This window comes from Xanthomonas sp. WHRI 10207 (genome assembly GCF_040202975.1).
In the GTDB taxonomy this organism is placed as follows: Bacteria; Pseudomonadota; Gammaproteobacteria; order Xanthomonadales; family Xanthomonadaceae; genus Xanthomonas.
Map to the genome: position 1 here is coordinate 242,798 of NZ_JBEGDX010000005.1, position 25,565 is coordinate 268,362.

Here is a 25,565-nt window from a genome sequence, read left to right on the forward strand (position 1 = left end):
CGTCTGAACATGCCTATCCGATAGGGTTGTGGAAAATCCCAACAAAAGCCGCATATTGTTGGCAACAGCCGTTCGGAGTTACCAATGTTCAGCAAAGACCTAGAGCAAACCATCGGCCAGTGCTACAAGCGAGCACGCGAGGCGCGTCATGAGTTCATGACCGTCGAGCACCTGCTGCTCTCGCTGCTGGACAACCCTTCCGCGCAAGCCGTGCTCAAGGCCTGCGGCGCGGATCAGCTGCGGCTGCACAACGACCTGGAACAGGCGATCGAGGCATCGGTCTCGCGCCTGGCCGAAGACGATGGCCGCGACACTCAGCCGACCCTGGGCTTCCAGCGTGTGCTGCAGCGCGCGGTCTACCACGTGCAGTCCTCGGGCAAGAAAGAGGTCACCGGCGCGAACGTGCTGGTCGCCATCTTCGGCGAAAAGGATTCCCACGCGGTGTATTTCCTGAATCAGCAGGACATCACCCGTCTGGATATCGTCAATTACCTGTCCCACGGCATCGCCAAGCTGGGCGAAGACGGCGAGCAGCCGTCCGCGTCCGATGGCGAGCCCAAGAGCGAGGGCGGGGAGGGCGAGGCCAAGGGCGATGCGCTGGCCGAATATGCCACCAACCTCAACGAGCAGGCGCGCAACGGCAAGATCGACCCGCTGGTCGGCCGCGCCGATGAGATCGAGCGCACCATCCAGGTCCTGTGCCGCCGGCGCAAGAACAACCCGCTGTACGTGGGTGAGGCGGGTGTGGGCAAGACCGCGATCGCCGAGGGCCTGGCCAAGCGCATCGTCGACAACGACGTGCCGGAAGTACTCGCCGACGCGGTGATCTTCTCGCTGGACCTGGGCGCGCTGGTCGCCGGTACCAAGTACCGCGGCGACTTCGAAAAGCGCTTGAAGGGCGTGCTGACCGCATTGAAGAAGGTGCCCAATGCGGTGCTGTTCATCGACGAGATCCACACCATCATCGGCGCCGGGTCGGCCTCGGGCGGCACCATGGACGCCTCCAACCTGATCAAGCCGGCGCTGGCATCGGGCGAGCTGCGCTGCATCGGCTCGACCACGTTCCAGGAATACCGCGGCATCTTCGAAAAAGACCGGGCGTTGGCGCGTCGCTTCCAGAAGATCGACATCGTCGAGCCGACCGTCGGTGAAACCTTCGAGATCCTGCAGGGCCTCAAGCCCAGGTACGAGGCGCACCACGGCGTGACCTACGCCGATGATGCATTGCAGGCGGCGGTGGACCTGTCGGTCAAGCACATTGGCGACCGTCTGTTGCCGGACAAGGCCATCGATGTGATGGACGAGGCCGGCGCGCGTCAGCGACTGCTGCCCGAAGGCGTGCGCAAGGAGCTGATCGACATCGAGGAGATCGAAACCATCGTCGCCAAGATGGCGCGCATTCCGGCCAAGCAGGTCAGCGCCACCGACAAGGACGTGCTGCAGCATCTGGAGCGCAACCTCAAGATGGTGATCTTCGGGCAGAACCCGGCGATCGAGACGCTGGCTGGCTCGATCAAGCTGGCACGCTCTGGTCTGGCCAACCCGGAAAAGCCGATCGGCAACTTCCTGTTCGCCGGCCCCACCGGTGTGGGCAAGACCGAGGTGACCAAGCAGTTGGCATTGCAGTTGGGGATCGAACTGGTGCGTTTCGACATGTCCGAGTACATGGAAGCGCATTCGATCAGCCGCTTGATCGGTGCGCCTCCGGGCTACGTCGGCTTCGATCAGGGTGGGTTGCTGACCGAGAAAATCGTCAAGACGCCGCACTGCGTGCTGCTGCTGGACGAGGTGGAAAAGGCGCATCCGGACATCTTCAATATCCTGTTGCAGGTCATGGACCGCGGCATCCTCACCGATACCAATGGGCGCGAAGCCAACTTCAAGAACGTGATCCTGGTGATGACGACCAACGCCGGTGCCACGCAGGCATCGCGTCGCTCGATCGGCTTCACCAAACAGGATCATTCCACCGACGCGATGGAGTCGATCCGTCGCGGGTTCACGCCGGAGTTCCGCAACCGTCTGGATGCGATCGTGCAGTTCCAGGCGCTGGGCTTCGACCACATCCTGCGCGTGGTGGACAAGTTCATCATCGAGCTGGAAATGTTGCTGCAGGAAAAGCACGTCTCGCTGTCGGCCACACCGACTGCGCGCGACTGGCTGGCCCAGCACGGCTTCGATCCGCTGATGGGCGCACGCCCGATGTCGCGCGTGATCCAGGAGAAGATCAAGCGTCCGCTCGCCGACGAGCTGTTGTTCGGCAAGTTGGTAGAGGGCGGGCGGGTCAATATCGACGTCAAGGACGGCGAGCTGGTGGTGGAAGCGCATCCGGAGCCGGAGCGATTGCTGCCGGCAACTGTCGACTGATCGACGCAGTTGATTCGTGCGTTCTGAAACAAAAAAAGCCGCTCGAATGAGCGGCTTTTTTATGTCCGGGAGAGGGTGCGCGATGCTGACTGTGCGAGTAGCCAGTTAGCCCCAACGCCCCATAAGCCGTCGAGCGCCTCGCATCTGCTGAACCCCGCAATGCGCTATGGCGAGCGAGAAAACGGCTAGGGTGCTGCCGTATCGGCGCATGTCCGACTTTGACGTGCGAATGCCAGCGCGCGCGTGCTCAATGCGGACTCCTGGCCTGGATACGCCCGTCAGCGGACTGCAGCCCGCGCCACATCGTGATGAGTCACCGCACTGTCACCAGTAACGTGCCAAATCACAGGCCCGACAAAAAGCGGCCATTGGCCGCCTTGCGTCTCAGCACCGGAACCGCTTACTTCATGCGGTAGGTAATACGGCCTTTGGTCAGGTCGTACGGAGTCATCTCAACCTTGACCCGATCGCCGGTCAGGATGCGGATGTAGTTCTTGCGCATACGGCCGGAGATGTGGGCGATGATTTCATGCCCGTTTTCCAGCTTGACCCGGAACGTGGTGTTGGGAAGCGTCTCGCTGACGCTGCCTTCGAATTCAATGGAGTCGTCTTTCGACATGTAATCCTGGCAATCAAAGCTGGCCCGGAGGGGCCGTAAGGGACGGCATTTTACGCTCCATCTCCCCGTGGTGCAAATTTTATGTTAAGCGGGCTTCACCCAACGCCATGACGGGCCGCTCGCCGTAGCGTTCGGACCAGCTGCCGGCCGGTTCCACCAGGGCAACCTGGCGCTGCACGTGTTGCACAAACTCCGGGCGTGGCATGTGCTGCGCACCCAGGCTGAGCAGGTGCGGGTTTTCCACCTGCGCATCGAGCAGCGGCCAGCCGCGCGTATGCAGGTCGGCGGCCAGGGCGGCTAACGCCACTTTCGAGCCGCCGCTGACTGCGCTGAACATGCTTTCCCCGAAGAACATCTTGCCGACTGCCACGCCGTAGATGCCGCCGACCAGGCGCGCGCCATCGAACACTTCCAGGGAGTGGGCGTGGCCGCGATGGTGCAGGTCGACATAGGCCTCCTGCATCTGCGCGGTGATCCAGGTGCCGTCCTGCCCGGGACGCGGGCTGGACGCGCAGGCGGCAATGACCTGTGCAAATGCGGTATCGGCACGCAGGGTCCAGTTGCAGTTGCGCAGCTGCCGTTTGAAGCGCGACGACAGGCGCACGCTATCGGTGCGGAACACCATGCGCGGGTCCGGGCTCCACCACAGGATCGGCTGCCCTTCCGAAAACCACGGAAAGATGCCCTGCGCATACGCATTGAGCAGGCGTTGCGGGTGCAGGTCGCCGCCAAGGGCGAGCAGGCCGTCGGGGTCGCGTAAAGCGTGTTCGACCGGGGGGAACGGACTGGCGGGGTCCGGTGACAGCAAGTGGGGCAGGGCGCGCGACATGGGGTGAGTCTAGCGGTGCGGCATGCGGGTGGCGCGCATTGGGTCAGTCGCGAAACGGGCTGTGGTCTGCCAGTTCGAGCGCGTGCCGCGCGACGGCCTCGCGCTCGTCGGCGCACCATTGCGCCAGTGGTTCGCGGAAGCCGGGGTCGGCGATCCAGTGACGGCTACGCACCACGGTCGGCAGAAAGCCGCGCGCAATCTTGTGCTCGCCCTGCGCGCCGGGCTCGAAGCGGCTCAGGCCTTCGCGCAGGCAGTATTCGATGCCTTGGTAGTAGCAGGTTTCGAAGTGCAGCCCGGGCAGGGCTTCGCCGCCCCAATAACGGCCGTAGAGCGTGTCGTGGCCGCGCAGGCACAACGCACCGGCAATCGGTTGCCCGTCGAGGTCGGCCAAGAACATCACCAGCTGGCGCGGCAGGTGCTGCGCCAGGTGGCGCAGAAATTCGGGAGTCAGTGCCGGCGAATTGCCGTACTCGTTGAAGGTCTTGAGATAGAACCCGTACATGGCGTCCAGGTCGGCCTCGCTGGCCTCATCGCCATGCACCACGCGCAGCTGTATGCCAGCGCGCTGCACCTTGGCGCGTTCCTGGCGGATGTTCTTGCGGCGCTTGTGGTCCATCGCGGCCAGAAACGTTTCGAAGTCGCTCCAGCCGCTGGCGTTGTGCCAGTGGTACTGCAGGTCGTGACGCTGCAGCCACTCGGCATCGAACGCGGTGTCTTCGTCGGCCAGATGAAAATTCACGTGCGCCGAGGACAAGCTGCTGCGCTCCACCAGCTCGCGCATCGCGGCCAGCAAGTGCCAACGCCACTTGGGCGCACCGAGCAGGCGCGGGCCGGTGACCGGCGAGTAGGGCACGCCGCACAGCCACTTCGGGAAATACTCCTGCCCGTAGCGCGCATACGCATGCGCCCAGGCATGGTCGAACACGAACTCGCCGTGCGAATTGTTTTTCAGGTAACCCGGCGCGGCGGCGACCAGCGTATCGCCAGTCCACAAGGTCAGGTGCAGCGGATTCCAGCCCCAATCCGGGCGCAGGCAGCCTTCGCGTTCCAGGCCTTGCAGAAAGGCATCGCTGACGAAGGGGTGGCTGCCGTCGTGTAGCGCATCCCAGGCACCGGCAGGAAGCTCGTCCAGCCGGCGGCACCAGCGGGCCGTCACGCTCATGCGCGCGGCCCGTTGTTGGTGCTGTCCGCGCGGCGCGGCCGGCGGTCAGCAGCCATCTCAGGCGCTCTTGTCGAGGTAACGCTCGGCATCCAGCGCGGCCATGCAGCCGAAGCCGGCCGAGGTGATGGCCTGGCGGTAGTGCTGGTCGGCCACGTCGCCGGCGGCGAACACGCCGGCCACCGAGGTCTCGGTCGCTGCGCCGTTCAGGCCGGAGCGGATTTCCAGGTAGCCGTTGTTCATCGCCAGCTGGCCGTCGAACAGCTGCGTATTGGGATGGTGGCCGATGGCAACGAAGAAGCCGTGCGCGTCGATATCGCGGGTGCTGCCGTCGAGGGTGGACTTGACCCGCACGCCGGTCACGCCGGCATCGTTGCCCAGCACTTCGTCGATGGCGTGGTGCCAGACGGTTTCGATCTTGCCGGCGGCGACCTTGGCGAACAGCTTGTCCTGCATGATCTTTTCCGCGCGCAGGGTGTCGCGGCGGTGCACCAGGTACACCTTGCGCGCGATGTTGGACAGGTACAGCGCTTCTTCGACCGCGGTGTTGCCGCCGCCGACCACCACCACGTCCTGGTCCTTGTAGAAGAACCCGTCGCAGGTGGCGCAGGCGGAGACGCCGCGGCCCTTGAAGGCCTCTTCGCTGGGGATGCCCAGGTACTTGGCGGTGGCGCCGGTGGCGATGATCAGCCCATCGCAGGTGTACTCGGCGCTATCGCCGATCAGCCGGAACGGCCGCTGCGACAGATCGGCAGTGTGGATGTGGTCGAAGATGACCTCGGTCTCGAAGCGCTCGGCATGCGCCTGCATGCGGTTCATCAAGTCCGGGCCCATCAGGCCGTGGGGGTCGCCCGGCCAGTTGTCCACCTCGGTGGTTGTCATCAGCTGGCCGCCCTGCTGCAGGCCGGTGATCACCACCGGCTTGAGATTGGCGCGGGCGGCGTAGACCGCGGCGGTCCAGCCGGCCGGGCCGGAGCCGAGGATCAGCAGGCGGGAATGCTTGGCGGGACTGGCAGATGAGGCGCTCATGTATACTCGCGGTCTAGGAGTGGTAGGGACGGCGCTGGTGAATTGCGCCCCCGTGGCGGCATAGAGTGGCGGTCCCCACCCGGTGAATCAAGGCGGCGCGATGGAACTGCTTGAACCGCAGATGGCATGGTCCGCCCGCAATGCATGTTCGACGCCGCCTTGTGCGGCGTTTTTCGTTGGCGGCCGGGCGCCCCGGCAGCCGGTGCTCATTCAACTGCTGAAACCGTGGCCTCAGTCGTTTATTATCAACCACTAACAGCATTTTTCTAAGGTCTGGCTACAGGTGGCAAAGCAGGTTCCCGAACGCAGCAAGCCCGCAGAGGGCAAATCGTCGTCGCGCAAGACGGCGGTGGCGGACAATCCGCGTCGGCAAAAGCTCTGGCGTGATCTGGCATTGATCGCGGTGGCGCCGTTGTTGCTGTATCTGCTGGCCAGCCTGTTCACCTATTCGGCGACCGATCCTGGCTGGTCGCGCACCGGCAATCTGGTCGCGCCGATCCACAACATGGGCGGCAGGTTCGGCGCCATGGCGGCAGATGTGTTGCTGCAGCTGTTCGGTTATGTGGCCTTCCTGCTGCCGGTGATCCTGGGCGCGGTGGCCTGGATCGCGCTGATCGGCGAGCGCGAGGAGCAGAGTCAGAGCGATCTGGGGCCGGCGCTGCGGCTGGTCGGCATGGTGGGCTTTCTGATCTCTTCGACCGGCTTTTTGCATCTGCGCCTGTTCCAGGGCGAGGTCGCCGAGGCCGGCGGCATTCTCGGCAAGCTGGTCAGCGGGTCGCTCAGTTCGGGCTTTGGTGCTCTGGGCGCCAATCTGTTCGTGATAGTGCTGCTGCTGGTATCGATCACATTGGCGACCGGGTTGTCGTGGTTTGTGGTGATGGAGCGCATCGGTCAGTGGGTGCTGGCGCTGGGCCCGTTGATGCAGCGCAAGACCCATCAGGCGACCGAGTGGCAGCAAACCCGCGTGATGCGCGAAGAACGCGAGGAAGTGCGCAAGGTCGATGCGGTCAAGCAGGCCAAGCGCGAGCCGGTCAAGATCGAGCCGCCGCCGGCACCGGTGGTGGAAAAGAGCGAGCGCGCCAAGCGCGACACCCAGATCCCGATGTTCCAGGGCGTGAGCACCGACGGCTCGGATCTGCCGCCGCTGGCATTGCTGGACGATCCGAAGCCGCAGGCCAAGGGCTATTCGGAAGAGACGCTGGAAACGCTGTCGCGGCAGATCGAATTCAAGCTCAAGGATTTCCGCATCGAGGCGCAGGTAGTCGGGGCCTATCCCGGTCCGGTGATCACCCGCTTCGAGATCGAGCCGGCGCCGGGCATCAAGGTCAGCCAGATCAGCTCGCTGGACAAGGACATCGCGCGCGGCCTGTCGGTCAAGTCGGTGCGTGTGGTGGACGTGATTCCGGGCAAGTCGGTGGTGGGTCTGGAGATCCCCAACGTCACCCGCGAGATGATCTTCCTGTCCGAGCTGCTGCGTTCCAAGGAGTACGATAAGTCGGCCAGTCCACTGACGCTTGCGCTGGGCAAGGACATTGCCGGGCGCCCGACCGTGGCCGATCTGGCGCGCATGCCGCACTTGCTGGTGGCCGGTACCACCGGCTCGGGCAAGTCGGTGGCCGTCAATGCGATGGTGCTGAGCCTGTTGTTCAAGGCCTCGCACAAGGAACTGCGGATGCTGATGATTGACCCGAAGATGCTCGAATTGAGCGTCTATCAGGGCATCCCGCATCTGTTGGCGCCGGTGGTCACCGACATGAAGGAGGCCGCCAACGGCCTGCGCTGGTGCGTGGCGGAGATGGAGCGCCGTTACAAGCTGATGAGCGCGGTGGGTGTGCGCAACCTGGCCGGCTTCAACAAGAAGATCAAGGACGCCATCGACGCCGGCCAGCCGATGATGGACCCGCTGTTCAAACCGAATCCGGAGCTGGGCGAAGCGCCGCGGCCGCTGGAGACGCTGCCGTTCATCGTCATCTTCATCGACGAATTCGCCGACATGATGATGATCGTCGGCAAGAAGGTCGAAGAGCTCATCGCACGCTTGGCGCAGAAGGCGCGTGCGGCCGGTATTCACTTGATTTTGGCCACGCAGCGGCCGTCGGTGGACGTGATCACTGGTCTGATCAAGGCCAATATCCCGACTCGCGTCGCCTTCCAGGTCAGTTCCAAAATCGACTCGCGCACCATCCTGGACCAGTCCGGCGCCGAGGCGCTGCTGGGCAATGGCGACATGCTGTATCTGCCGCCGGGCACCGCGCTGCCGGACCGTGTGCACGGCGCCTTCGTCAGCGACGAAGAAGTGCATCGGGTGGTCGAACACCTGAAAGCCAGTGGGCCGGTCTCCTATGTCGAAGGCGTGCTGGACGAAGTGCAGACCATGGGCGATGGCACCGTGGTGGGCGCTACCGGCTTGCCGGAGAGCAGTGGCGGCGGTGGGGATGAGTCCGACCCGCTGTACGACGAGGCACTGCGCATCGTCACTGAAACCCGGCGCGCATCGATTTCCGGTGTGCAGCGTCGCCTGAAGATCGGCTACAACCGCGCTGCGCGTTTGATCGAGGCGATGGAAGCGGCCGGTGTGGTCAGCCAGCCCGAGCACAACGGCGATCGCACCGTGCTGGCGCCGCCGCCGCCCAAGTAAGCGCGGCGGCTCTCGTCGCTGTGCGGTGCGGTGGCACGCGGCTGCGGCAGTCGCTGCAAGGTACGGTGGCTGGAGGCGCAGCGAGAGGGCGAAAGGGCCATTGCCTGGATTCGACGTGTGCAGGACGCGTTTCGATTCTCGTCCAGTTGCGCCCACGCGCCGGCGCAAGACCCCGTATTGCGCGTCTGCGTGGACTGCGGTGTGTGAGTCGTCTCAACGAGCGCTGCCGCACGCATCAATGCGGCATTGTTGGAAGTCGATACCTGTCATTGCCGGGCACACCGGCTACCCTATCGGACAACGGCCGCTCCGGCCCGTCGTGATCGAGACCCATGCTGCGTCGTCCTGTGTTGTTGCTCGTATTGTTGATCTGCGCCCCGCTGCTCGCCCAGGCGCAACAGCGCCCCGCGCCTGCCGCGGCGGCGACGCGGACCCAGGCCGATACCAACTACAGCTTTGTGCGCTACCGCGCCGACTACGAAGTGCGCGCCGATGCCAGCAGTGTGGAAACCGACGAGTACGAAATCCTGCTCAAGACCAAGTCGGCGGTGGAGCAGTTCAGCCAGGTGCGGTTGAGCTATAGCGAAAAGATGGAGACGCTCGAAGTGCTGGAGGCGTACACCGTCACCGCCGAAGGGCTGCGCCAGGACGTGGCGGCTGACAAGATCTACACCCAGGAAAGCTATTCCAGCGCGTCGGCGGCGATGTACGCCGACCGCAAGGTCAAGGTGGTGGTGTTCCCGAACCTGGCGCCGGGTGCGCGCATCGTCTATCGCGTGCGACGCGCACAGAACACGCCGTACTTCCCAGGTTATTTCAGTCTGTGGGAAACCTTCAGCGTGTTCGCGCAATACGACGATGCGGTGGTCACCTTGGTTGCGCCCAAGTCGTTGCCGATGCATTTGTCCGCACGTGGTCTGCAGGGCAGCACCAAGCCGGTGGTGCGTGGCGATCAGGCGCGTTGGGAATGGCGCTACCAGCGCGCCACGCCGATGAAGAACCAGAACTGGAGTGCGGCGACCTGGGAATTCAGCCCCACGCTGATGGCCAGCACCTTCGACAGCTGGTCGCAGATGGGCCTGGCGTATCACGTCAAGGGTGGGCGCGCCGCTACGGTCACACCCGCGATCCAGGTATTGGCCGACCAGGTGACCAAGGGAATCGATGAGCCGCGGGCGCAGGCGGCGGCGTTGTATGCCTGGGTCGCGCGCAATATCCGCTACGTGGCGGTGTACCTAGGCAATGGCGGTCTGGAGCCCAACAGTGCCGACAGCATCCTGGCCAACCACTATGGCGACTGCAAGGATCACACCGTGATTCTGGAAGCGCTGCTGGCGGCCAAGGGCATTGCCAGCACACCGGTGCTGATCGGCGCGGAGGGCGGGCCGACATTGCCGGCAATCCCAGTGCTCGGGCGCTTCAATCACGCCATCACCTACATCCCGGCCTTCGACCTTTACGTCGATTCGACCAACCCCTACGCGCGCTTCGGCCAGTTGCCGGCCGGCGATCTTGGCGCGCCGGTGGTGCATACGCGCGATGGCAAGGTCACCCAGACCCCGCCGAACGATCGCAAGGTCAACCGCTACGTCGCCCGGACCGAGTACCGCTTCACGCCGCAGGGCGGATTGCAGGGCCTGACGACCCTGGACAGCGGGCAGACCGGCGAAGTGGGCTTGCGCGCGATGTTCGTACAACTCAATGCGCAGAACCGTAACCGTATCGAGGAATCGATCATTGCCCAGTCCGGTTTCGTCGGGACCGGCGATCTGCTGATTCAGGGCGATCCACTGGATCTGGAAACGCCATTCAACTATCGCTACAGCTTCCAGGCCAACGATGCGGTGGATTTTTCGGTGGTCGGCGGCATGACCTTGCCGGACATGCCAGGGGCCGAATCGACGCGCGGGATCTACGCCACTACCTCGGCCGAAGACAATCTGACTCCGTTCTACTGCAACGACAGCGTGCGTGAGGAAACCTACGTGGTGACCTTCCCCGAGACGGTGCCGATCATTGCCATCCCGCGTAGCAGCAAGTTTCGCAATGCGGCTGGCGAATACGTGGTGGACTGGTCGCGCCAGGCGCAAACGGTCACTGCGGTCCATCGTCTGCAACGTGCGGCGGTGCATGGGCCGCAGGCCTTATGCCAGCCGCAGGATTACCGTGCATTTCGCGAGTTGTATCAGCAGGTGCGACGCGGCTTTCGTGGGCAGATCGTTTACGGCGATCTGTCCAAGGTGCAGACCAATGATTGAGGCAACCCGCTGCCGCTTCATGAACGCGTCCGTGCAATAGCGCTCGCCCATTCATCTATGAAGCTTCAGAATTGGCGTACTCCTTTCTGGAAGACCGCGATGCATCGCCAGCTCCGTTATGCCGTCCTCGCCACCGCTCTGTTCGCCGGCACCGCGTTTGCCGGTGCGCGCCAGGAGCTGGACACGTTCACCCGCGGCCTGAAGGGCCTGGATGGGCAGTTCGATCAGCAGGTTGCCGATGCCAACGGCCGGGTCAAGGAGCGTTCGAGCGGGCGGGTGGCATTGTCGGCACCGCGTCAGTTCCGTTGGGAATACGCCAAGCCTTACAAGCAATTGATCGTGGCCGACGGCAAGAAGGTGTGGGTGTTCGACCCCGACCTGGAGCAGGTCACCGTGCGCGCGCAGGGCAACGAAGAGCAGAACAGCCCGCTGGTGGCATTGATCGACCCCGCGCGTCTGGACAAGCAATACGACGTCAGCGAAGAAGCCGCGCCGCGTGACGGCCTGCAGTGGCTGTCGTTGACGCCCAAGGTCGACACCGAAGCCAGCTTCCAGATGGCCTCGCTCGGCTTCGGCAAGGACGGCCTGGCCAAGATGGAAGTGGTCGATGCGGTGGGTCAGCGCACCGCGATCAGCTTCAGCGGCTGGAAGCGCAACCCCGCGTTTGCGGCCGACACCTTCCGCTACACCCCGGCCAAGGGAGTGGATGTGGTGGGCGACGCGCAGTAAGGTCATGCCCGATTGAGGGCGACCGATTCATTCGGGGCGCGAGGCTGCACGTTGCAGCTTGCCAGCAGATGCGTTGAGGCAATATTGCAGACGCCTTCCTACGGGGAGGCGTCTTGCGTTGTGCCTCCTGTGATCCAGCTGCGCTCGCCAACCCGCATCGTCGCTGCGGTGGCCTTCCGGAACGTGAGAGATCTGCCGCTTTCGCGCGGCAGCTCACCGCTGCAATGCGATAACGCCCCGTCGCGATAGAATGGGGCGTGGCACGAACCAGATCCACCATCGATAGCACCGCCGATCTGCTTAGCGTGGACGCAGACCATCTGCGCCCGCTCGCAGAGCGCATGCGTCCGCGGACGCTGGACGAAATGGTGGGCCAAAAACGCTTGTTGACGCCCGACAGCGCACTACGCCGCGCGGTGGAATCGGGGCGCGTGCATTCGATGATCCTGTGGGGCCCGCCAGGATGCGGCAAGACCACGCTTGCCTTGCTGCTGGCGCACTACGCGGATGCCGAGTTCAAGGCGATTTCCGCCGTGTTGTCGGGGCTGCCCGAAGTCCGCCAAGTGCTGGCCGAGGCCGCGCAACGGTTTGCCAGCGGCCGACGCACGGTGTTGTTCGTCGATGAGGTGCATCGCTTCAACAAGGCGCAGCAGGATGCATTTTTGCCGCACATCGAGCGTGGCACCATCCTGTTCGTCGGCGCGACCACGGAAAATCCGTCGTTCGAGTTGAACTCCGCATTGCTGTCGCGTTGCCGCGTGCACGTGCTCGAATCGGTGTCGCCGCAGGACATTGTTGAAGCGCTGCAACGCGCATTGCACGATTCCGAGCGCGGGCTGGGACAGGAGACCATCCAGGTCAGCGACGCGTCGCTGCTGGAAATCGCCAGCGCCGCCGATGGCGATGTGCGGCGTGCGTTGACCCTGCTGGAAATTGCCGCCGAGCTGGCAGGCGGCGAGGGCGGGGAGATCACGCCGCAGACGCTGCTGCAGGTGCTGGCCGACCGCACCCGCCGTTTCGACAAGAACGGCGAACAGTTCTACGACCAGATCTCGGCGCTGCATAAATCGGTGCGCAGCTCCAATCCGGATGCAGCGTTGTACTGGCTCACCCGCATGCTCGACGGCGGCTGCGACCCGGCGTATCTGGCGCGGCGGTTGACCCGCATGGCGATCGAGGATATCGGTCTGGCCGACCCGCGCGCGCAGAGCATGGCACTGGAAGCCTGGGATATTTACGAGCGCCTGGGCAGCCCGGAAGGCGAGCTGGCGTTTGCACAGTTGGTGCTGTACCTGGCCAGCACCGCTAAATCCAACGCCGGCTACGCTGCCTTCAATCAAGCCAGGGCCGAGGTGCGCGCCACCGGCACGCAAGAGGTGCCGCTGCACCTGCGTAATGCGCCGACCAAGCTGATGAAGACGCTCGGTTACGGCCAGGACTATCAATACGACCACGATGCCGAGGGCGGCATCGCGCTCGACCAGACCGGCTTTCCGGACGCGATGGGCGAGCAGGTGTATTACAAGCCGGTGCCGCGTGGACTGGAAATCAAGCTCAAGGAAAAGCTCGACCGGCTGCGCGAGGCGCGTGCGCAGGCGCGGGCTGACAAGGCTGGAAAGCCCACGGCATAATCGGCGATACGGGAGATGGCATTCCTCCTTGAACCGCACGCAGTCTGCGCGCTGATGATGCCTGTCCACCCCCGCCGGGGCGGCAGGCCTGTGCCCCGGCATCGCTTCTCGACTCAGGATTGATGATGCCGAACGCGCATACGTTTTTTTCGAAGACCCCACTGGGCGGTTGCGGAGTACGTGCATGAACGCACCGGTGTGGTGGCAGCAATTATTGTTGGCGATGACCGGCGGCGCATTGGGCTCCGGGCTGCGTTTTACGATCGGTGCAGCGCTGCTGCAGCGCTTTGGCGCCGGCTTCCCGTGGGGAACGTTGACGGTCAATCTGCTTGGTTCGTTCCTGGCTGGAGTGCTGCTGGTCTGGCTGGACGCGCGCGGTCCGTCGAGTTGGCCGCTGCGGGCGCTGCTGATCGTCGGCGTGATGGGCGGGCTGACCACCTTTTCGTCGCTGATGATGGAGTGTCTGGTGTTTGCGCGCACCGATCGCTCCACGATGATCGGCGTGTATCTGGCGGTGACGCTGGTGGCCGGGCTGGCGCTGATGTTTGCCGGTGCGCGTGCAGGCCAGTGGCTGGTGGCACGCTAGACCGCTACGTTGTCTGCAAGATTTTTATAGCCGTTGAACTGTGAGGGCGTCGGTTTCTGCCAGCGGCGCTGCGCATTGCGCGCGGCGATCCTGTCGGGATGTGCTGCCTGGTTCGTACTGTAGTTCCCGCGATCGCGCCAACAGCGGCCGCTCAACGTGCGCACGGGCAGCCTAAGCGCTGCGTTCACCGGGTGCATCGACTGGGGCAAGCGAATCCGCATGCGATGCAGATCCGGCCGACGGCGGTTTTCAGCCGCCCAGAAAGAAGGCGTGCTCGCGCACGCCTTCGGTCGGCTCTTCCTCGCGTTCGCGAGATCGGCGCGGTGGCCGATCCCGAATGAAAACGACTTACAGCGCTTCGATAATGCCCGCCGCACCCATGCCGGTGCCGATGCACATGGTGACCATGCCGTACTTTTGCTGACGACGACGTAGGCCGTGCACCAGCGTGGCCGCACGGATCGCGCCGGTCGCACCGAGCGGATGACCGAGTGCGATCGCGCCACCCAGCGGATTGACCTTGGACGGGTCCAGCCCGCTGTCGCGGATCACCGCCAACGCCTGTGCGGCGAAGGCTTCGTTGAGTTCGATCCAGTCGATCTGGTCCTTGGTCAGGCCGGCCTGCTTGAGTGCCTTGGGAATTGCCGCGATCGGGCCGATGCCCATCACTTCCGGGCGCACGCCTGCCACCGAGAAGCTGACAAACCGCGCAAGCGGGGTCAGCCCGTAATCCTTGATCGCCTGCTCGGAGGCCAGTAGCACCGCGCCGGCACCGTCGCTCATCTGCGAGGAGTTGCCCGCAGTGACGCTGCCGCCGAACTGCCCGTTACGGAACACCGGACGCAGCTTGGCCAGGCCTTCCAGCGAACTGTCCGGACGCGGGCCTTCATCGGTGTCGACCAGGCGCTTGCGCAGCGCGATGACGTTGCCGGCCAGGTCGGGCTGGTGCGAGAGGATTTCGTACGGGGTGATTTCATCGCGGAACTCGCCTGCGGCAATGGCTGCAATCGCCTTCTGATGCGAGGCCAACGCGAACGCGTCCTGATCTTCGCGCGAGACCTTCCATTCTTCGGCGACCTTCTCAGCGGTGATGCCCATGCCATAGGCAATGGCCACGTGGTCGTCGGCGAAGACGTTCGGCGACATCGCCACCTTGTTGCCCATCATCGGCACCATCGACATCGACTCGGTGCCGCCGGCCAACATCAGGTCGGCATTGCCCAGGCGGATCTGGTCGGCCGCCATCGCCACGGCTTGGATGCCCGACGAACAAAAACGGTTGATGGTCTGACCAGCCACGGTGTTGGGCAGGCCAGCCAGCAGCACGCCGATGCGCGCCACGTTCATGCCTTGCTCGCCCTCGGGCATCGCGCAGCCGATAATGGCGTCGTCGATCCGCGACAGATCGATGCCCGGCGCCTGCGCCACGACCGCGCGCAGCACGTGCGCCAGCATGTCGTCGGGACGGGTGTTGCGGAACACGCCCTTCGGCGCCTTGCCGACCGGCGTACGGGTGGCGGCAACGATGTAGGCTTCTTGAATCTGCTTGCTCATTTGGCTATCTCCGATAGCCGGGATTGGGGATTCGATATTCGGGATTTGTCAAAGCGAATCCCGATGACCGAATGTGTCCTGCCCGGCGGATGAATTTGGTGGAAGCGAGAATGTTGGAGGGCAGGGGAGCCGCTGTTACGAATCCCCAATCCCGAATCACGAATCTCAGTTCCTCAACGGCTTGCCCGTCTTGAGCATGTGGCCGATGCGCGCCTGGGTTTTTTCCTGCTGAGCCAGTTCGACGAAGTGCTTGCGCTCCAGCTTGAGGAGCCATTCTTCGTCCACCAGCGCGCCGCGATCGACTTCGCCGCCGCACATCACCGTGGCGATGCGGGTGGCGATTTCATAGTCGTATTCGCTGATGAAGCGGCCTTCCAGCATGTTGACCAGCAGCATCTTGAAGGTGGCGATACCCACATCGCCGGCGACCTGGATGCGACGTGCCGGCAGCGGGGCGCGGTAGCCGCCTTCCGCCAGTGCACGTGCTTCGGCCTTGGCGATGTGCAGCGCCTCGAAGCTGTTGAACACGATCTTGTCGGTGGCGCGCAACAGGCCCAGTTCCTGGGCGTTGACCGCCGAGTTGGAGACCTTGGCCATCGCGATGGTTTCGAAGGTCTTCTTCAGTTCGGCGAACACGTCGCCGCCCGGACCTGCGGCGATCGAGGCGCGCACCGCGATCTCCTTCAACCCGCCGCCGGCCGGCAGCAGGCCGACGCCGGCTTCGACCAGGCCGATATAGCTTTCCAGCGATGCGACGGTCTTGGCGCTGTGCATCTGGAACTCGCAACCACCGCCCAGTGCCAGGCCGCGCACGGCCGAAATCACCGGCACCTGCGCATACTTGATGCGCTGGCTGGTGGCCTGGAAGTTGGCGACCAACGCTTCGAACGCGTCCACCTTGCCGGCCTGCAACAGGCCCAGCGCGCCGGCCAGATCGGCACCGGCGGAGAAGGGCTCCTTCTGCTGCCAGATCACCAGACCGGCGAAGTCCTTCTCGGCGCGGCCAACCACGTCCTGCAAGCCGTTGAGCACATGGTCGGACACGGTGTTCATCTTGGTCTTGAAGCTCACCACCGCGATGTCGTCGCCGTCATGCCACATGCGCACGCCGTCGTTTTCGAACACGGTCTCGCCCGGCGAGAATTGCTCGCCCAACAGCGGATCGGGGAAGCGCTGGCGCTTGTAGACCGGCAGTGCCGAGCGCGGCAGCTTGGCGTCGTGCGCCGGGCTGTACGAGCCTTCGGCACCATGCACGCCGTCGCGGCCATCGAACACCCAATTCGGCAACGGCGCGCTGCTCATGCTCTTGCCGTTGGAGATGTCTTCGGCAATCCACTGCGCCACCTGCTTCCAGCCAGCGGCCTGCCAGGTTTCGAACGGCCCCAGCGACCAGCCGTAGCCCCAGCGGATCGCCAGATCCACATCGCGCGCGGTCTCGGCGATGTCGGCCAGGTGATAGGCGCTGTAGTGGAACAGGTCGCGGAACGTGGCCCACAGGAACTGCGCCTGCGGGTGCTGGCTCTCACGCAACTTGGCGAACTTCTCGGCCGGGTTCTTGATCTTGAGGATCTCGACCACTTCCGGTGCGGCAGTGCGATCAGCGGCGCGGTAATCCTGTTTCTGCAGGTCCAGCACCACGATGTCCTTGCCGACCTTGCGGAAGATACCGGCGCCGACCTTCTGGCCGAGCGCACCCTTGGCGATCAGTGCGTCCAGCCACTTCGGCGACTTGAAATACTGGTGCCACGGGTCGTCCGGTAGCGTGTCGCCCATGGTCTTGATCACGTGCGCCATGGTGTCCAGGCCGACGACGTCCGAGGTGCGGTAGGTCGCCGACTTCGGGCGGCCGACCAGCGGGCCGGTCAGGCCGTCCACTTCATCAAAGCCCAGGCCGAACTCCTGCGTGTGATAGATGGTGGACAGGATCGAGAACACACCAATGCGGTTGCCGATGAAGTTCGGGGTGTCCTTGGCGTACACCACACCCTTGCCGAGCGTGGTGACCAGGAACGCTTCCAGGCCTTCCAGCACGGCCTTGTCGGTGCCCTTGGCCGGAATCAGCTCGGCCAGGTGCATGTAGCGCGGCGGGTTGAAGAAATGCACGCCGCAGAAACGGTGGCGCAACTGCTCGGGCAGCACGTCGGACAGCTTGTTGATGCCCAGGCCCGACGTATTGGAGGCAAGTACGGCGTGATCGGCCACATACGGGGCGATCTTCTTGTAAAGGTCCTGCTTCCAGTCCATCCGCTCGGCGATCGCTTCGATGATCAGGTCGCAATCGCGCAACTGTTCCAGGCCGCTCTCGTAGTTGGCCGGCGTGATCGCCTCGGCCAGCGCCTTGCTGGCGAGCGGGGCAGGGCTGAGCTTGCCGAGATTGGCGATGGCCTTGAGCACGACGCCGTCGGCCGGACCTTCCTTGGCAGGCAGGTCGAACAGGACGGTGTCGACGCCGGCATTGGTGAGATGCGCGGCGATCTGCGCGCCCATGACGCCGGCACCGAGCACGGCGGCACGACGAACTAGCAACGGATTGGACATAGCAATTAGCCTCTTGTGGAGCGTTTACGGTGTGGAATGAGCGCGGAAACCAGGTTCCGCGAAACGAATGAGTTCGCGCGCGGCACGCGCACGATGGTCGGCCTCGCTGACGCCCGCCGGGCGCTTGATCAGCCCGAAGTCGGCCATGGCATAGGTGAGCGCACCGGCTAGAAAATCCAGCCGCCAATACAGCTCTTCCTTGCTCAGGCCCGGCACGCAGCCGGCGATGGCCTTGCCGAATTCGCGCAGGACATGGCCGTAATGGTCGGACAGGAATTTGCGCAGGTTGTCGTTCTTTTCCGCGTAGGCGCGTGCGATCACCCGCACGAAGGCGCCGCCGTTCTGGCGGTCCTGTGCCATCGCCAGCGCCGGCTCGACGAAGGCGGCCAGCACCGCGGTGAGCTCGCCCGGCTGCAATTTCTTTGCCGCCTCCAGCTGTTGCAGGCGCGCAGCGGTCATTTCGTCCATGCGACGGCGGAACACCTCGTTGACCAGGTTTTCCTTGGAGCCGAAGTGGTAGTTGACCGCGGCGATGTTGACGTCGGCCTGGGTGGTCAGCTGCCGCAGCGAGGTGCCGGCAAACCCGTGCTGGGCGAACAGCTCCTCGGCGGCACCGAGGATGCGGTCCTTGGTGGAGAAGTGGGCGGGCTTGGGCATGCGCTGGGGTCGGACTCAATCAAACGATTGTTTGAGTCTACGGGTTTGGTTGCGGGCAGGTCATGCGGCAATGCAGCACGATTCAGGGGGCGGTGTGCAAACACGGTGGCGAAGAGATAGAATTGGCTATCGCAAAGAAGCCTAAGCCCGCGTTTTGACGCGGGTTTTTTTCATGATAACCTCGGGTCTTTAGTGGCCCGCCCAACGGAGAACTTCCCATGGCGCTGGAGCGCACCCTGTCCATCATCAAGCCCGACGCCGTCGCCAAGAACGTCATCGGTGAAATCTACAGCCGCTTCGAGAAGGCTGGCCTGAAGGTCGTGGCCGCCAAGTACAAGCAGCTGTCGCGTCGTGAAGCAGAAGGCTTCTACGCCGTTCACCGCGAGCGTCCGTTCTTCAACGCGCTGGTCGAGTTCATGATCTCCGGCCCGGTGATGATCCAGGCGCTGGAAGGCGAAAACGCCGTTGCAGCACACCGCGACCTGCTGGGCGCGACCAATCCCAAGGACGCTGCGCCGGGTACCATCCGCGCCGACTTCGCCGATTCGATCGATGCCAATGCCGCGCACGGCTCGGATTCGGTCGAGAACGCTGCCAACGAAGTCGCGTATTTCTTTGCCGCCACCGAAGTGGTCTCGCGCTGAGGCCGAAAGAGTCGAATCGTGAATGAGGTTGTGATCCCATCCGTGTTGCAGGACGTTCCCGTCCGTTCCCCGGAACTGCGCAAGCAGAACCTGCTCGACCTCGATCGCGAGGGACTGGAGCGCTTCTTTGCCGACACGCTCGGCGAAGCGCGTTACCGTGCCCATCAGGTGATGAAGTGGATTCACCATCGCTACGTCACCGATTTCGACCAGATGACCGACCTCGGCAAGGCATTGCGTGCGAAGTTGCACCAGCATGCCGAGGTACTGGTTCCAAATGTCGTCTTCGACAAGCCGTCTACCGATGGCACCCACAAATGGCTGCTGGCCATGGGCACCGACGGCAAGAACGCCATCGAAACGGTCTACATCCCCGACAAGGGCCGCGGCACGCTGTGCGTGTCCTCCCAGGTCGGTTGCGGGTTGAACTGCACGTTTTGTTCGACCGCCACCCAGGGCTTTAATCGCAACCTCACCACTGCCGAGATCGTTGGGCAGGTATGGGTAGCGGCGCGCCATCTGGGTAACGTGCCGCACCAGCAGCGCCGCCTCACCAACGTGGTGATGATGGGCATGGGCGAGCCGTTGATGAATTTCGATAACGTCGTGCGCGCGATGAGCGTGATGCGCGACGATCTGGGCTACGGCCTGGCCAGCAAGCGGGTGACCTTGTCGACTTCCGGCCTGGTGCCGATGATCGACCGGCTGTCCACCGAAAGCGATGTCTCGTTGGCGGTCTCGTTGCACGCCGCCAATGACACGCTGCGCGAGAGCCTGGTGCCGTTGAACAAGAAGTACCCGATCGCCGAGTTGATGGAGTCCTGCGCGCGCTACCTGCGTGGCAACAAGAAGCGCGATTCGGTGACCTTTGAATACACCTTGATGAAGGGCATCAACGACCAGCCGGAGCATGCGCGCCAGTTGGCCAGGCTGATGCGTCAGTTCGACAATACGGTGCAGTCCAAGGACGCCGGCAAGGTCAATCTGATTCCGTTCAACCCGTTCCCCGGTACGCGCTACGAGCGCTCTGGCGAGACGGAAATTCGCGCATTCCAGAAGATTCTGCTCGACGCGCAGGTGCTGACGATGGTTCGCCGTACGCGTGGCGACGACATCGATGCGGCGTGCGGGCAGCTCAAGGGGCAGGTCATGGACCGCACCCGTCGCCAGGCGGAGTTCCGCCGCACATTGGAAGGGCAGGCCGATCGAGATGCGGCAGCGTGAACTTGCGTTAATGGCGGCCGTGGCGATCGCGTTATGCGCGGTCGGCTGCGGTGGTCGCAATGCCAAGGCCGGTTCGGCCAAGAGTGTGGAAGAAGTCGCGCCGGTGTATTCGTTCCGCGACAACAAGGCCACCAAGGATCGTCTGGCGGTGCAGGAAAAGCTCGGCCTGGCCAGTAACAGGATGCAGACCGGCGACTATGTCGGCGCCGAAGAGCAGATCCGCGCCGCGTTGAAGAAAGATCCGCAATCGGTGGACGCCATCGGCATGTTGGCCCTGATCCAGGGTGGCCGCGGCGATGTCGCCGGTTCGGGCGCATCCTATCGCCGCGCCGCCGAACTGGCGCCGCAGCGCGGAGATGTGTTGAACAATTATGGCGCGTGGGTATGCGCCAATGGGTCGCCTGCCGAATCGCTGATCTGGTTCGATCGCGCATTGGCCGACCGCACCTACGCATCGCCTGCGTCCGCACTTGGCAATGCAGGTGGTTGCGCACTCAAGGCGGGGCAGCCCGAGCGCGCGGCAAGCGATTTACGCAAAGCGCTCGAGATGGATCCGAGCAATCCCTATGCGTTGGAGTCGATGGCGCGGCTGGAGGCCGGGCGCCGCAATTATTTTGAAGCACGTGCTTTTATCGAACGACGGCTTGCGGCTGCACCGGTAACGGCTTCCGTGTTACAACTCGCCATTCAGATTGAGCAAGGGCTAGGCGACAAGGTAGCTGCCAGCCGTTACCAACAGCGGTTGGTCAAGGAATTTCCTGACGCAGCGACCGCTAACCCCGGGGCCAATGCATTGTGATCAGTGATTCCAATCCGAACCCTTTCGAGCAGGAAAAGGGCTGCGGGCCGCAGTTACGCGACGCGCGCGAAGCGGCAGGCCTGAGCATCGACGATGTCGCCGGCAAGTTGCGTATGCCGGCGCATGTGGTGCGGTCGCTAGAGCAGGAAGACTGGCAGCGCCTGGGCGCCCCGGTTTTTGTGCGCGGTCAGTTGCGCAGTTATGCGCGGCTGCTGCATATCGATCTGGAGCCGTCGCTGCAGCAAGCCAGCATCGCGCCGATCGAACCGGTGAAGCTGGTCAGCCATACCCACACGCCACGTGCGCGCCGCATTTTCGAAAGCACCGCGCGCAAGGCGATGTATGTCGTGATCACCGGTGTGTTTGCGGTACCGGTCTGGTACGCAACACGCTCGCATCTGGACGGCAGGTCGCCGAGCACGGTGTCGCTGGACAGCATGCCGGTCGCAGCGAAGACAGGCACGGCCGGTAACACTTCAGCGCAACCGGCCTCAGCGCCGCGCGAGCAGCCGGCGCCGTACATTGCGTCGATGACCCCGGTGCCGCGCGCAACTCCCGAAGCCGAGGCATTACCGGCAGTGGCGGATGCTGGCAAGAGTCTGTCGTTGAGTTTCAGTGGCGACAGCTGGGTGCAGATCCTGGCGCCGGATGGCAGCGCAGTCGAAAAAACACTGATCCGTGCCGGTGAGCGTCGCAGCTATTCGCCGGGTCAGGTGGGCCGCATCGTGCTGGGCAATGCGTCGGCGGTAGAGGTTCAGCAAGGCGGCAGTATCGTCGATGTGAAACCGTTCCAGCGCGCTAACGTGGCCCGTTTTGCGGTATCCTCCGACGGCTCCGTGGTACCTGCTTCCGAGTGAAGCGGACTGCGGTTTTTCATTTTTCCCTTTTGATGTTCCGCGCCTCCGGGATGACGGAGCGAGAGTACGCATGGCGATCGACGATCTGCTGGACGAACACGAACAAGGCGAACGCGTTCGTTCCTGGTTGAGAAAGAATGGCGCGGGACTGGTGGGCGGCGTCCTGCTCGGACTGGCCCTGATCCTGGGCTGGCAGTGGTGGCAGAAGCACACCACCACCGAATTGGTCGAAGCCAACGCGCGTTACGAGGCGGTGGTGAAGTCGATCCAGGGCAAGGACCTGGACAAGGCGGCCAAAGACATCGTGGCGCTCGACGACGGCAAGGGCGGCATCTATGCCGAGCTGGCGGCGCTACGTCTGGCCAAGGCGCAGGTCGATGCCGGCAAGAATGCCGAAGCGATCAAGACGCTGCGCGACGTGCCTGCACAAGGCGAGCTCAAGCAGATCGTGCAGCAGCGTCTGGCACGCGTGCTGACCGAGAGCGGCAAGCCGGACGAGGCGATCAAGCTGTTGGCCGATGCGCAGGATCACACCAGCCTGGAGATCCGCGCCGACGCGCTGGTCGCGCAGGGCAAGGCCGATGAGGCGCGTGCGCTGTACGCCAAGGCATTGACCACGGTGGATGTGGCCTCGCCGCAGCGCCGGTTGCTGGAAACCAAGCTGATGGATGTGGGCGGCAAAGTGCCCGATCCAGCGGAGCAGATTTGATGAAGCAGGACACCATGTACAAGCGCATTGCGTTGATCGCCCTGATGGGTATGTCGTTGGCGGGTTGCAGCACGGTCAAGGGCTGGTTTGCCGGTAAGGATGCTGCTGCCAAGAAGGCGCAGGAGCCTGCCGAGCTGGTCAAGTTCGAACCGTCGGTCAAGGTCGACAAGATCTGGTCCACCGGCATCGGCAAGGGCGAAGGGCACATCGGTGTGCGTCAGCGCCCGGCCGTGGCCGATGGCAAGGTGTACGCCTCGGCGATCACCGGCGGCGTGCAGGCGCTGGACCTGCAGACCGGCAAGCGCGTGTGGGAATACAAGCCCAAGAAAGAAGAGCGTAACGATCGCAAGTTCAAGCAGCGCCTGTCCGGCGGTCCCGGTGTTGGCGAAGGCCTGGTGGTGATCGGGACGCTGTCTGGCGATGTGATTGCGTTGAACCAGGCCGACGGCACCGAAAAGTGGCGCGCCAAGGTACCCAACGAAGTGATCGCCGCGCCTGCCATTGCACAGAGTCTGGTACTGGTGCGTAGCAACGATGGCCGCGTCAGCGCCTTCGATGCGGCGACCGGCGAGCGTCGCTGGTTCCATGCCGAGGAAGGCCCGACCCTGTCGGTGCGCGGCAATGCGCCGATCGTGACTGGCCCGGGCGTGGTGTTCGTCGGCAACGATAGCGGCACCTTAAGTGCGCTGGCGCTGCAGGATGGCCGCCCGTTGTGGGAGCAGGCCATCGGCGTGCCGGAAGGTCGCACCGAGCTGGAGCGCATGTCCGACGTGGACGGCGCACCGGTGGTGGATGGCACCACGCTGTATGCCACCAGCTTCAAGAACGAAACGCTCGCGCTGGAAGGCCCGAGCGGCCGTCCGCTGTGGACACGCGATCACGGCGGCGCCGGTGGCGTTGGTGTGTCGTCCGCCATGGTGGTGGTGTCCGACAACGCCGGTTCGGTGTGGGGCCTGGACAAGAGCAGCGGTGCGGCGATGTGGTCGCAGGCTGCCTTGGCGCGTCGCTCCCTGACCGGTGTGGCCATCCAGGGCGATTACGCCGTGGTTGGCGATTACAAGGGTTATCTGCACTGGCTGAAACTCAGCGATGGTGCACTGGCCGCGCGCGCTCGCGCTGGACGCGACACGCTGCTGGCGCAGCCGATAGTCGTCGATGGCATTCTGCTGGTACAAAACACCGACGGCGATCTCACCGCCTTCCGGTTGGCACAATAAGGACCTTGCGATGCTGCCCCTGGTCGCCCTGGTTGGACGGCCCAATGTCGGCAAGTCCACCATCTTCAATGCGCTGACGCGCACCCGTGACGCGCTGGTCCACGACCAGCCGGGCGTCACCCGCGACCGTAACTACGGCGTCTGCCGTCTCGACGAGGAGCGCCCCTTCATCGTGGTCGATACCGGTGGTATCGCCGGCGACGAGGAAGGCCTGGCCGGTGCGACTGCGCGTCAGGCACGCGCTGCCGCAGGCGAGGCGGATCTGGTGCTGTTCGTGGTCGATGGCCGCGAAGGCGCCTCATCGCTGGACGACGAAATCCTGGCCTGGCTGCGCAAGCTCGCGCGGCCGACCGTGTTGGTCATCAACAAGATTGACGGTACCGACGAAGAGACCGTGCGCTCGGAATTTGCGCGCTACGGCTTCTCCGATGTAGTTGCGCTGTCTGCTGCGCATCGGCAGGGGATCGACGAACTGCTCGAAGAAGTCGGTGCCCGTCTGCCTGCGGAAGGTGCCGGCGAGTTGTTGGATACCGATCCGGCACGCGTGCGTATCGCCTTTGTCGGTCGCCCGAACGTCGGCAAGTCGACGCTGGTCAATCGCCTGCTTGGCGAAGAGCGCATGATCGCCTCGGAAGTGCCGGGCACCACGCGCGACTCGATCGCCGTGGATATGGATCGCGACGGTCGCCAATACCGTTTGATCGACACGGCAGGCCTACGTCGCAGGGGCAAGGTCGAAGAGGCGGTGGAGAAATTCAGCGCGTTCAAGACGCTGCAGGCGATCGAACAATGCCAGGTCGCAGTGCTGATGCTCGATGCCGGCGAAGGCGTCACCGATCAGGATGCGACCATTCTTGGTGCAATCCTGGACGCTGGCCGTGCGCTGGTCGTAGCGATCAATAAGTGGGATGGACAGAGCGACTATCAGCGTGCGCAGGCCGAAGACCTGTTGTCGCGCAAGCTGGGCTTTGTCAGCTGGGCCGAAGCGGTGCGGATTTCCGCGCTGCATGGCTCGGGCATGCGCGAGCTGTTCCAGGCGATCCATCGTGCGCATGCATCGGCCACGCATGAGTTCAGTACCAGCGAAGTGAATCAGGCGCTGGAAATCGCCTACGAAACCAATCCGCCGCCGAGCATTCGTGGCCACGTCTCCAAGTTGCGCTATGTGCATCCGGGTGGCGCAAATCCGCCGACGTTTATCGTGCACGGCACGCGATTGAAGGTGCTGCCGGAATCCTACAAGCGCTATCTGGAAAACTTCTTCCGCAAGCGCTTCAAGCTGGTGGGGACGCCGGTGCGTTTCATCTTCCGCGAAGGCTCCAATCCGTACGAGGGCAAGAAGAACACGCTTTCGGACCGTCAGGTTGCGCGCAAGCGGCGTTTGATGCGGCACGTCAAAGGCAAGTAAGTCTTTGCGGTATGCCATGGCGCTTCGGCGCCGTGGCATCGATGGATTGCAGCAGCATGTGTTGGGTAGCGAGCGGCGGGTAATGCGCCCGCATGCGGCGTCTGGATGACAGG

The 25,565-nt window shown here is 63.9% G+C and carries 20 protein-coding genes and 1 riboswitch; of the genes, 13 read left to right on the plus strand and 7 right to left on the minus strand.

All coding sequences use genetic code 11. From position 1 onward, the window contains the following. The first annotated feature begins 84 nt into the window (after positions 1-84). Positions 85-2,367 (plus strand): ATP-dependent Clp protease ATP-binding subunit ClpA, encoded by a 2,283-nt coding sequence (gene clpA, locus ABQU90_RS17190; RefSeq protein ID WP_055854392.1) that lies wholly within the window; start codon positions 85-87, stop codon positions 2,365-2,367. Between the two features lie 400 nt (positions 2,368-2,767). Here clpA and infA read toward each other — a convergent pair whose 3' ends face one another. The 4 genes from infA to trxB form a co-directional block, all read right to left on the minus strand. After that, positions 2,768-2,986: a translation initiation factor IF-1 gene (gene infA, locus ABQU90_RS17195; protein WP_002813418.1), complete on the minus strand. Its 219-nt coding sequence runs from the start codon at positions 2,984-2,986 to the stop codon at positions 2,768-2,770. Positions 2,987-3,065: 79 nt separating this feature from the next. After that, positions 3,066-3,815 carry a leucyl/phenylalanyl-tRNA--protein transferase gene (aat, locus tag ABQU90_RS17200; RefSeq protein ID WP_323522967.1) on the minus strand — a complete coding sequence of 250 codons (750 nt, stop codon included), beginning with the start codon at positions 3,813-3,815 and terminating at the stop codon, positions 3,066-3,068. A 43-nt stretch (positions 3,816-3,858) separates the two neighbouring features. Continuing rightward, on the minus strand, positions 3,859-4,977 hold the full coding sequence (locus tag ABQU90_RS17205) for a GNAT family N-acetyltransferase (protein WP_323522966.1): 1,119 nt from the start codon (positions 4,975-4,977) through the stop codon (positions 3,859-3,861). Positions 4,978-5,034: 57 nt separating this feature from the next. Further along, positions 5,035-6,003, minus strand: coding sequence for a thioredoxin-disulfide reductase (gene trxB / locus ABQU90_RS17210; RefSeq protein WP_055854385.1), 969 nt, complete (start codon positions 6,001-6,003; stop codon positions 5,035-5,037). Between the two features lie 283 nt (positions 6,004-6,286). On the opposite strand from trxB, the gene ABQU90_RS17215 reads away from it, so the two are divergent. The 5 genes from ABQU90_RS17215 to crcB all read left to right on the plus strand — a co-directional run bounded on the left by ABQU90_RS17215 (position 6,287) and on the right by crcB (position 13,845). Continuing rightward, complete coding sequence (locus ABQU90_RS17215; RefSeq protein WP_115512948.1) at positions 6,287-8,641, plus strand: DNA translocase FtsK; 2,355 nt, start codon at positions 6,287-6,289, stop codon at positions 8,639-8,641. Positions 8,642-8,973: 332 nt separating this feature from the next. Next, positions 8,974-10,899, plus strand: coding sequence for a DUF3857 domain-containing transglutaminase family protein (locus tag ABQU90_RS17220; RefSeq protein WP_323522965.1), 1,926 nt, complete (start codon positions 8,974-8,976; stop codon positions 10,897-10,899). Positions 10,900-10,956: 57 nt separating this feature from the next. Beyond that, on the plus strand, positions 10,957-11,628 hold the full coding sequence (gene lolA / locus ABQU90_RS17225) for an outer membrane lipoprotein periplasmic chaperone LolA (RefSeq protein ID WP_055854377.1): 672 nt from the start codon (positions 10,957-10,959) through the stop codon (positions 11,626-11,628). A gap of 341 nt (positions 11,629-11,969) precedes the next feature. Then, on the plus strand, positions 11,970-13,259 hold the full coding sequence (locus ABQU90_RS17230; protein WP_311238888.1) for a replication-associated recombination protein A: 1,290 nt from the start codon (positions 11,970-11,972) through the stop codon (positions 13,257-13,259). A 2-nt stretch (positions 13,260-13,261) separates the two neighbouring features. Then, positions 13,262-13,330: riboswitch (Fluoride riboswitch) on the plus strand. A 113-nt stretch (positions 13,331-13,443) separates the two neighbouring features. Next, on the plus strand, positions 13,444-13,845 hold the full coding sequence (crcB, locus tag ABQU90_RS17235) for a fluoride efflux transporter CrcB (protein WP_311238851.1): 402 nt from the start codon (positions 13,444-13,446) through the stop codon (positions 13,843-13,845). A gap of 348 nt (positions 13,846-14,193) precedes the next feature. On the opposite strand, the gene ABQU90_RS17240 is transcribed toward crcB, so the two are convergent. The 3 genes from ABQU90_RS17240 to ABQU90_RS17250 all read right to left on the minus strand — a co-directional run bounded on the left by ABQU90_RS17240 (position 14,194) and on the right by ABQU90_RS17250 (position 18,594). Beyond that, positions 14,194-15,399: an acetyl-CoA C-acyltransferase gene (locus ABQU90_RS17240; protein WP_055854369.1), complete on the minus strand. Its 1,206-nt coding sequence runs from the start codon at positions 15,397-15,399 to the stop codon at positions 14,194-14,196. A gap of 165 nt (positions 15,400-15,564) precedes the next feature. Next, positions 15,565-17,937, minus strand: coding sequence for a 3-hydroxyacyl-CoA dehydrogenase/enoyl-CoA hydratase family protein (locus ABQU90_RS17245; RefSeq protein WP_323522964.1), 2,373 nt, complete (start codon positions 17,935-17,937; stop codon positions 15,565-15,567). 24 nt (positions 17,938-17,961) lie between these two features. After that, the gene (locus tag ABQU90_RS17250) at positions 17,962-18,594 is read right to left on the minus strand and encodes a TetR/AcrR family transcriptional regulator (RefSeq protein ID WP_115527758.1); all 633 of its coding nucleotides are present in this window, start codon (positions 18,592-18,594) and stop codon (positions 17,962-17,964) included. Between the two features lie 218 nt (positions 18,595-18,812). Here ABQU90_RS17250 and ndk point away from each other — a divergent pair, with 218 nt between their 5' ends. The 7 genes from ndk to der all read left to right on the plus strand — a co-directional run bounded on the left by ndk (position 18,813) and on the right by der (position 25,452). Then, positions 18,813-19,238: a nucleoside-diphosphate kinase gene (gene ndk / locus ABQU90_RS17255; protein WP_002812972.1), complete on the plus strand. Its 426-nt coding sequence runs from the start codon at positions 18,813-18,815 to the stop codon at positions 19,236-19,238. An 18-nt stretch (positions 19,239-19,256) separates the two neighbouring features. Beyond that, positions 19,257-20,462, plus strand: a complete 1,206-nt coding sequence (gene rlmN / locus ABQU90_RS17260; RefSeq protein ID WP_055854364.1) for a dual-specificity RNA methyltransferase RlmN — start codon at positions 19,257-19,259, stop codon at positions 20,460-20,462. 10 nt (positions 20,463-20,472) lie between these two features. Continuing rightward, entirely contained in the window at positions 20,473-21,261 is a 789-nt protein-coding gene (pilW, locus tag ABQU90_RS17265) for a type IV pilus biogenesis/stability protein PilW (RefSeq protein WP_311238889.1), read from the plus strand. Beyond that, positions 21,258-22,118, plus strand: coding sequence for a RodZ domain-containing protein (locus ABQU90_RS17270; RefSeq protein WP_323522963.1), 861 nt, complete (start codon positions 21,258-21,260; stop codon positions 22,116-22,118). Before pilW ends, ABQU90_RS17270 begins: the two co-directional genes overlap by 4 nt. Before the next feature lie 70 nt (positions 22,119-22,188). Then, entirely contained in the window at positions 22,189-22,827 is a 639-nt protein-coding gene (locus ABQU90_RS17275) for a YfgM family protein (protein ID WP_055854356.1), read from the plus strand. Next, positions 22,827-24,044, plus strand: a complete 1,218-nt coding sequence (gene bamB, locus ABQU90_RS17280) for an outer membrane protein assembly factor BamB (protein WP_055854354.1) — start codon at positions 22,827-22,829, stop codon at positions 24,042-24,044. The genes ABQU90_RS17275 and bamB overlap by 1 nt, the downstream gene beginning before the upstream one ends. A 10-nt stretch (positions 24,045-24,054) precedes the next feature. After that, complete coding sequence (der, locus tag ABQU90_RS17285) at positions 24,055-25,452, plus strand: ribosome biogenesis GTPase Der (RefSeq protein WP_115527763.1); 1,398 nt, start codon at positions 24,055-24,057, stop codon at positions 25,450-25,452. Positions 25,453-25,565: the final 113 nt, after the last annotated feature.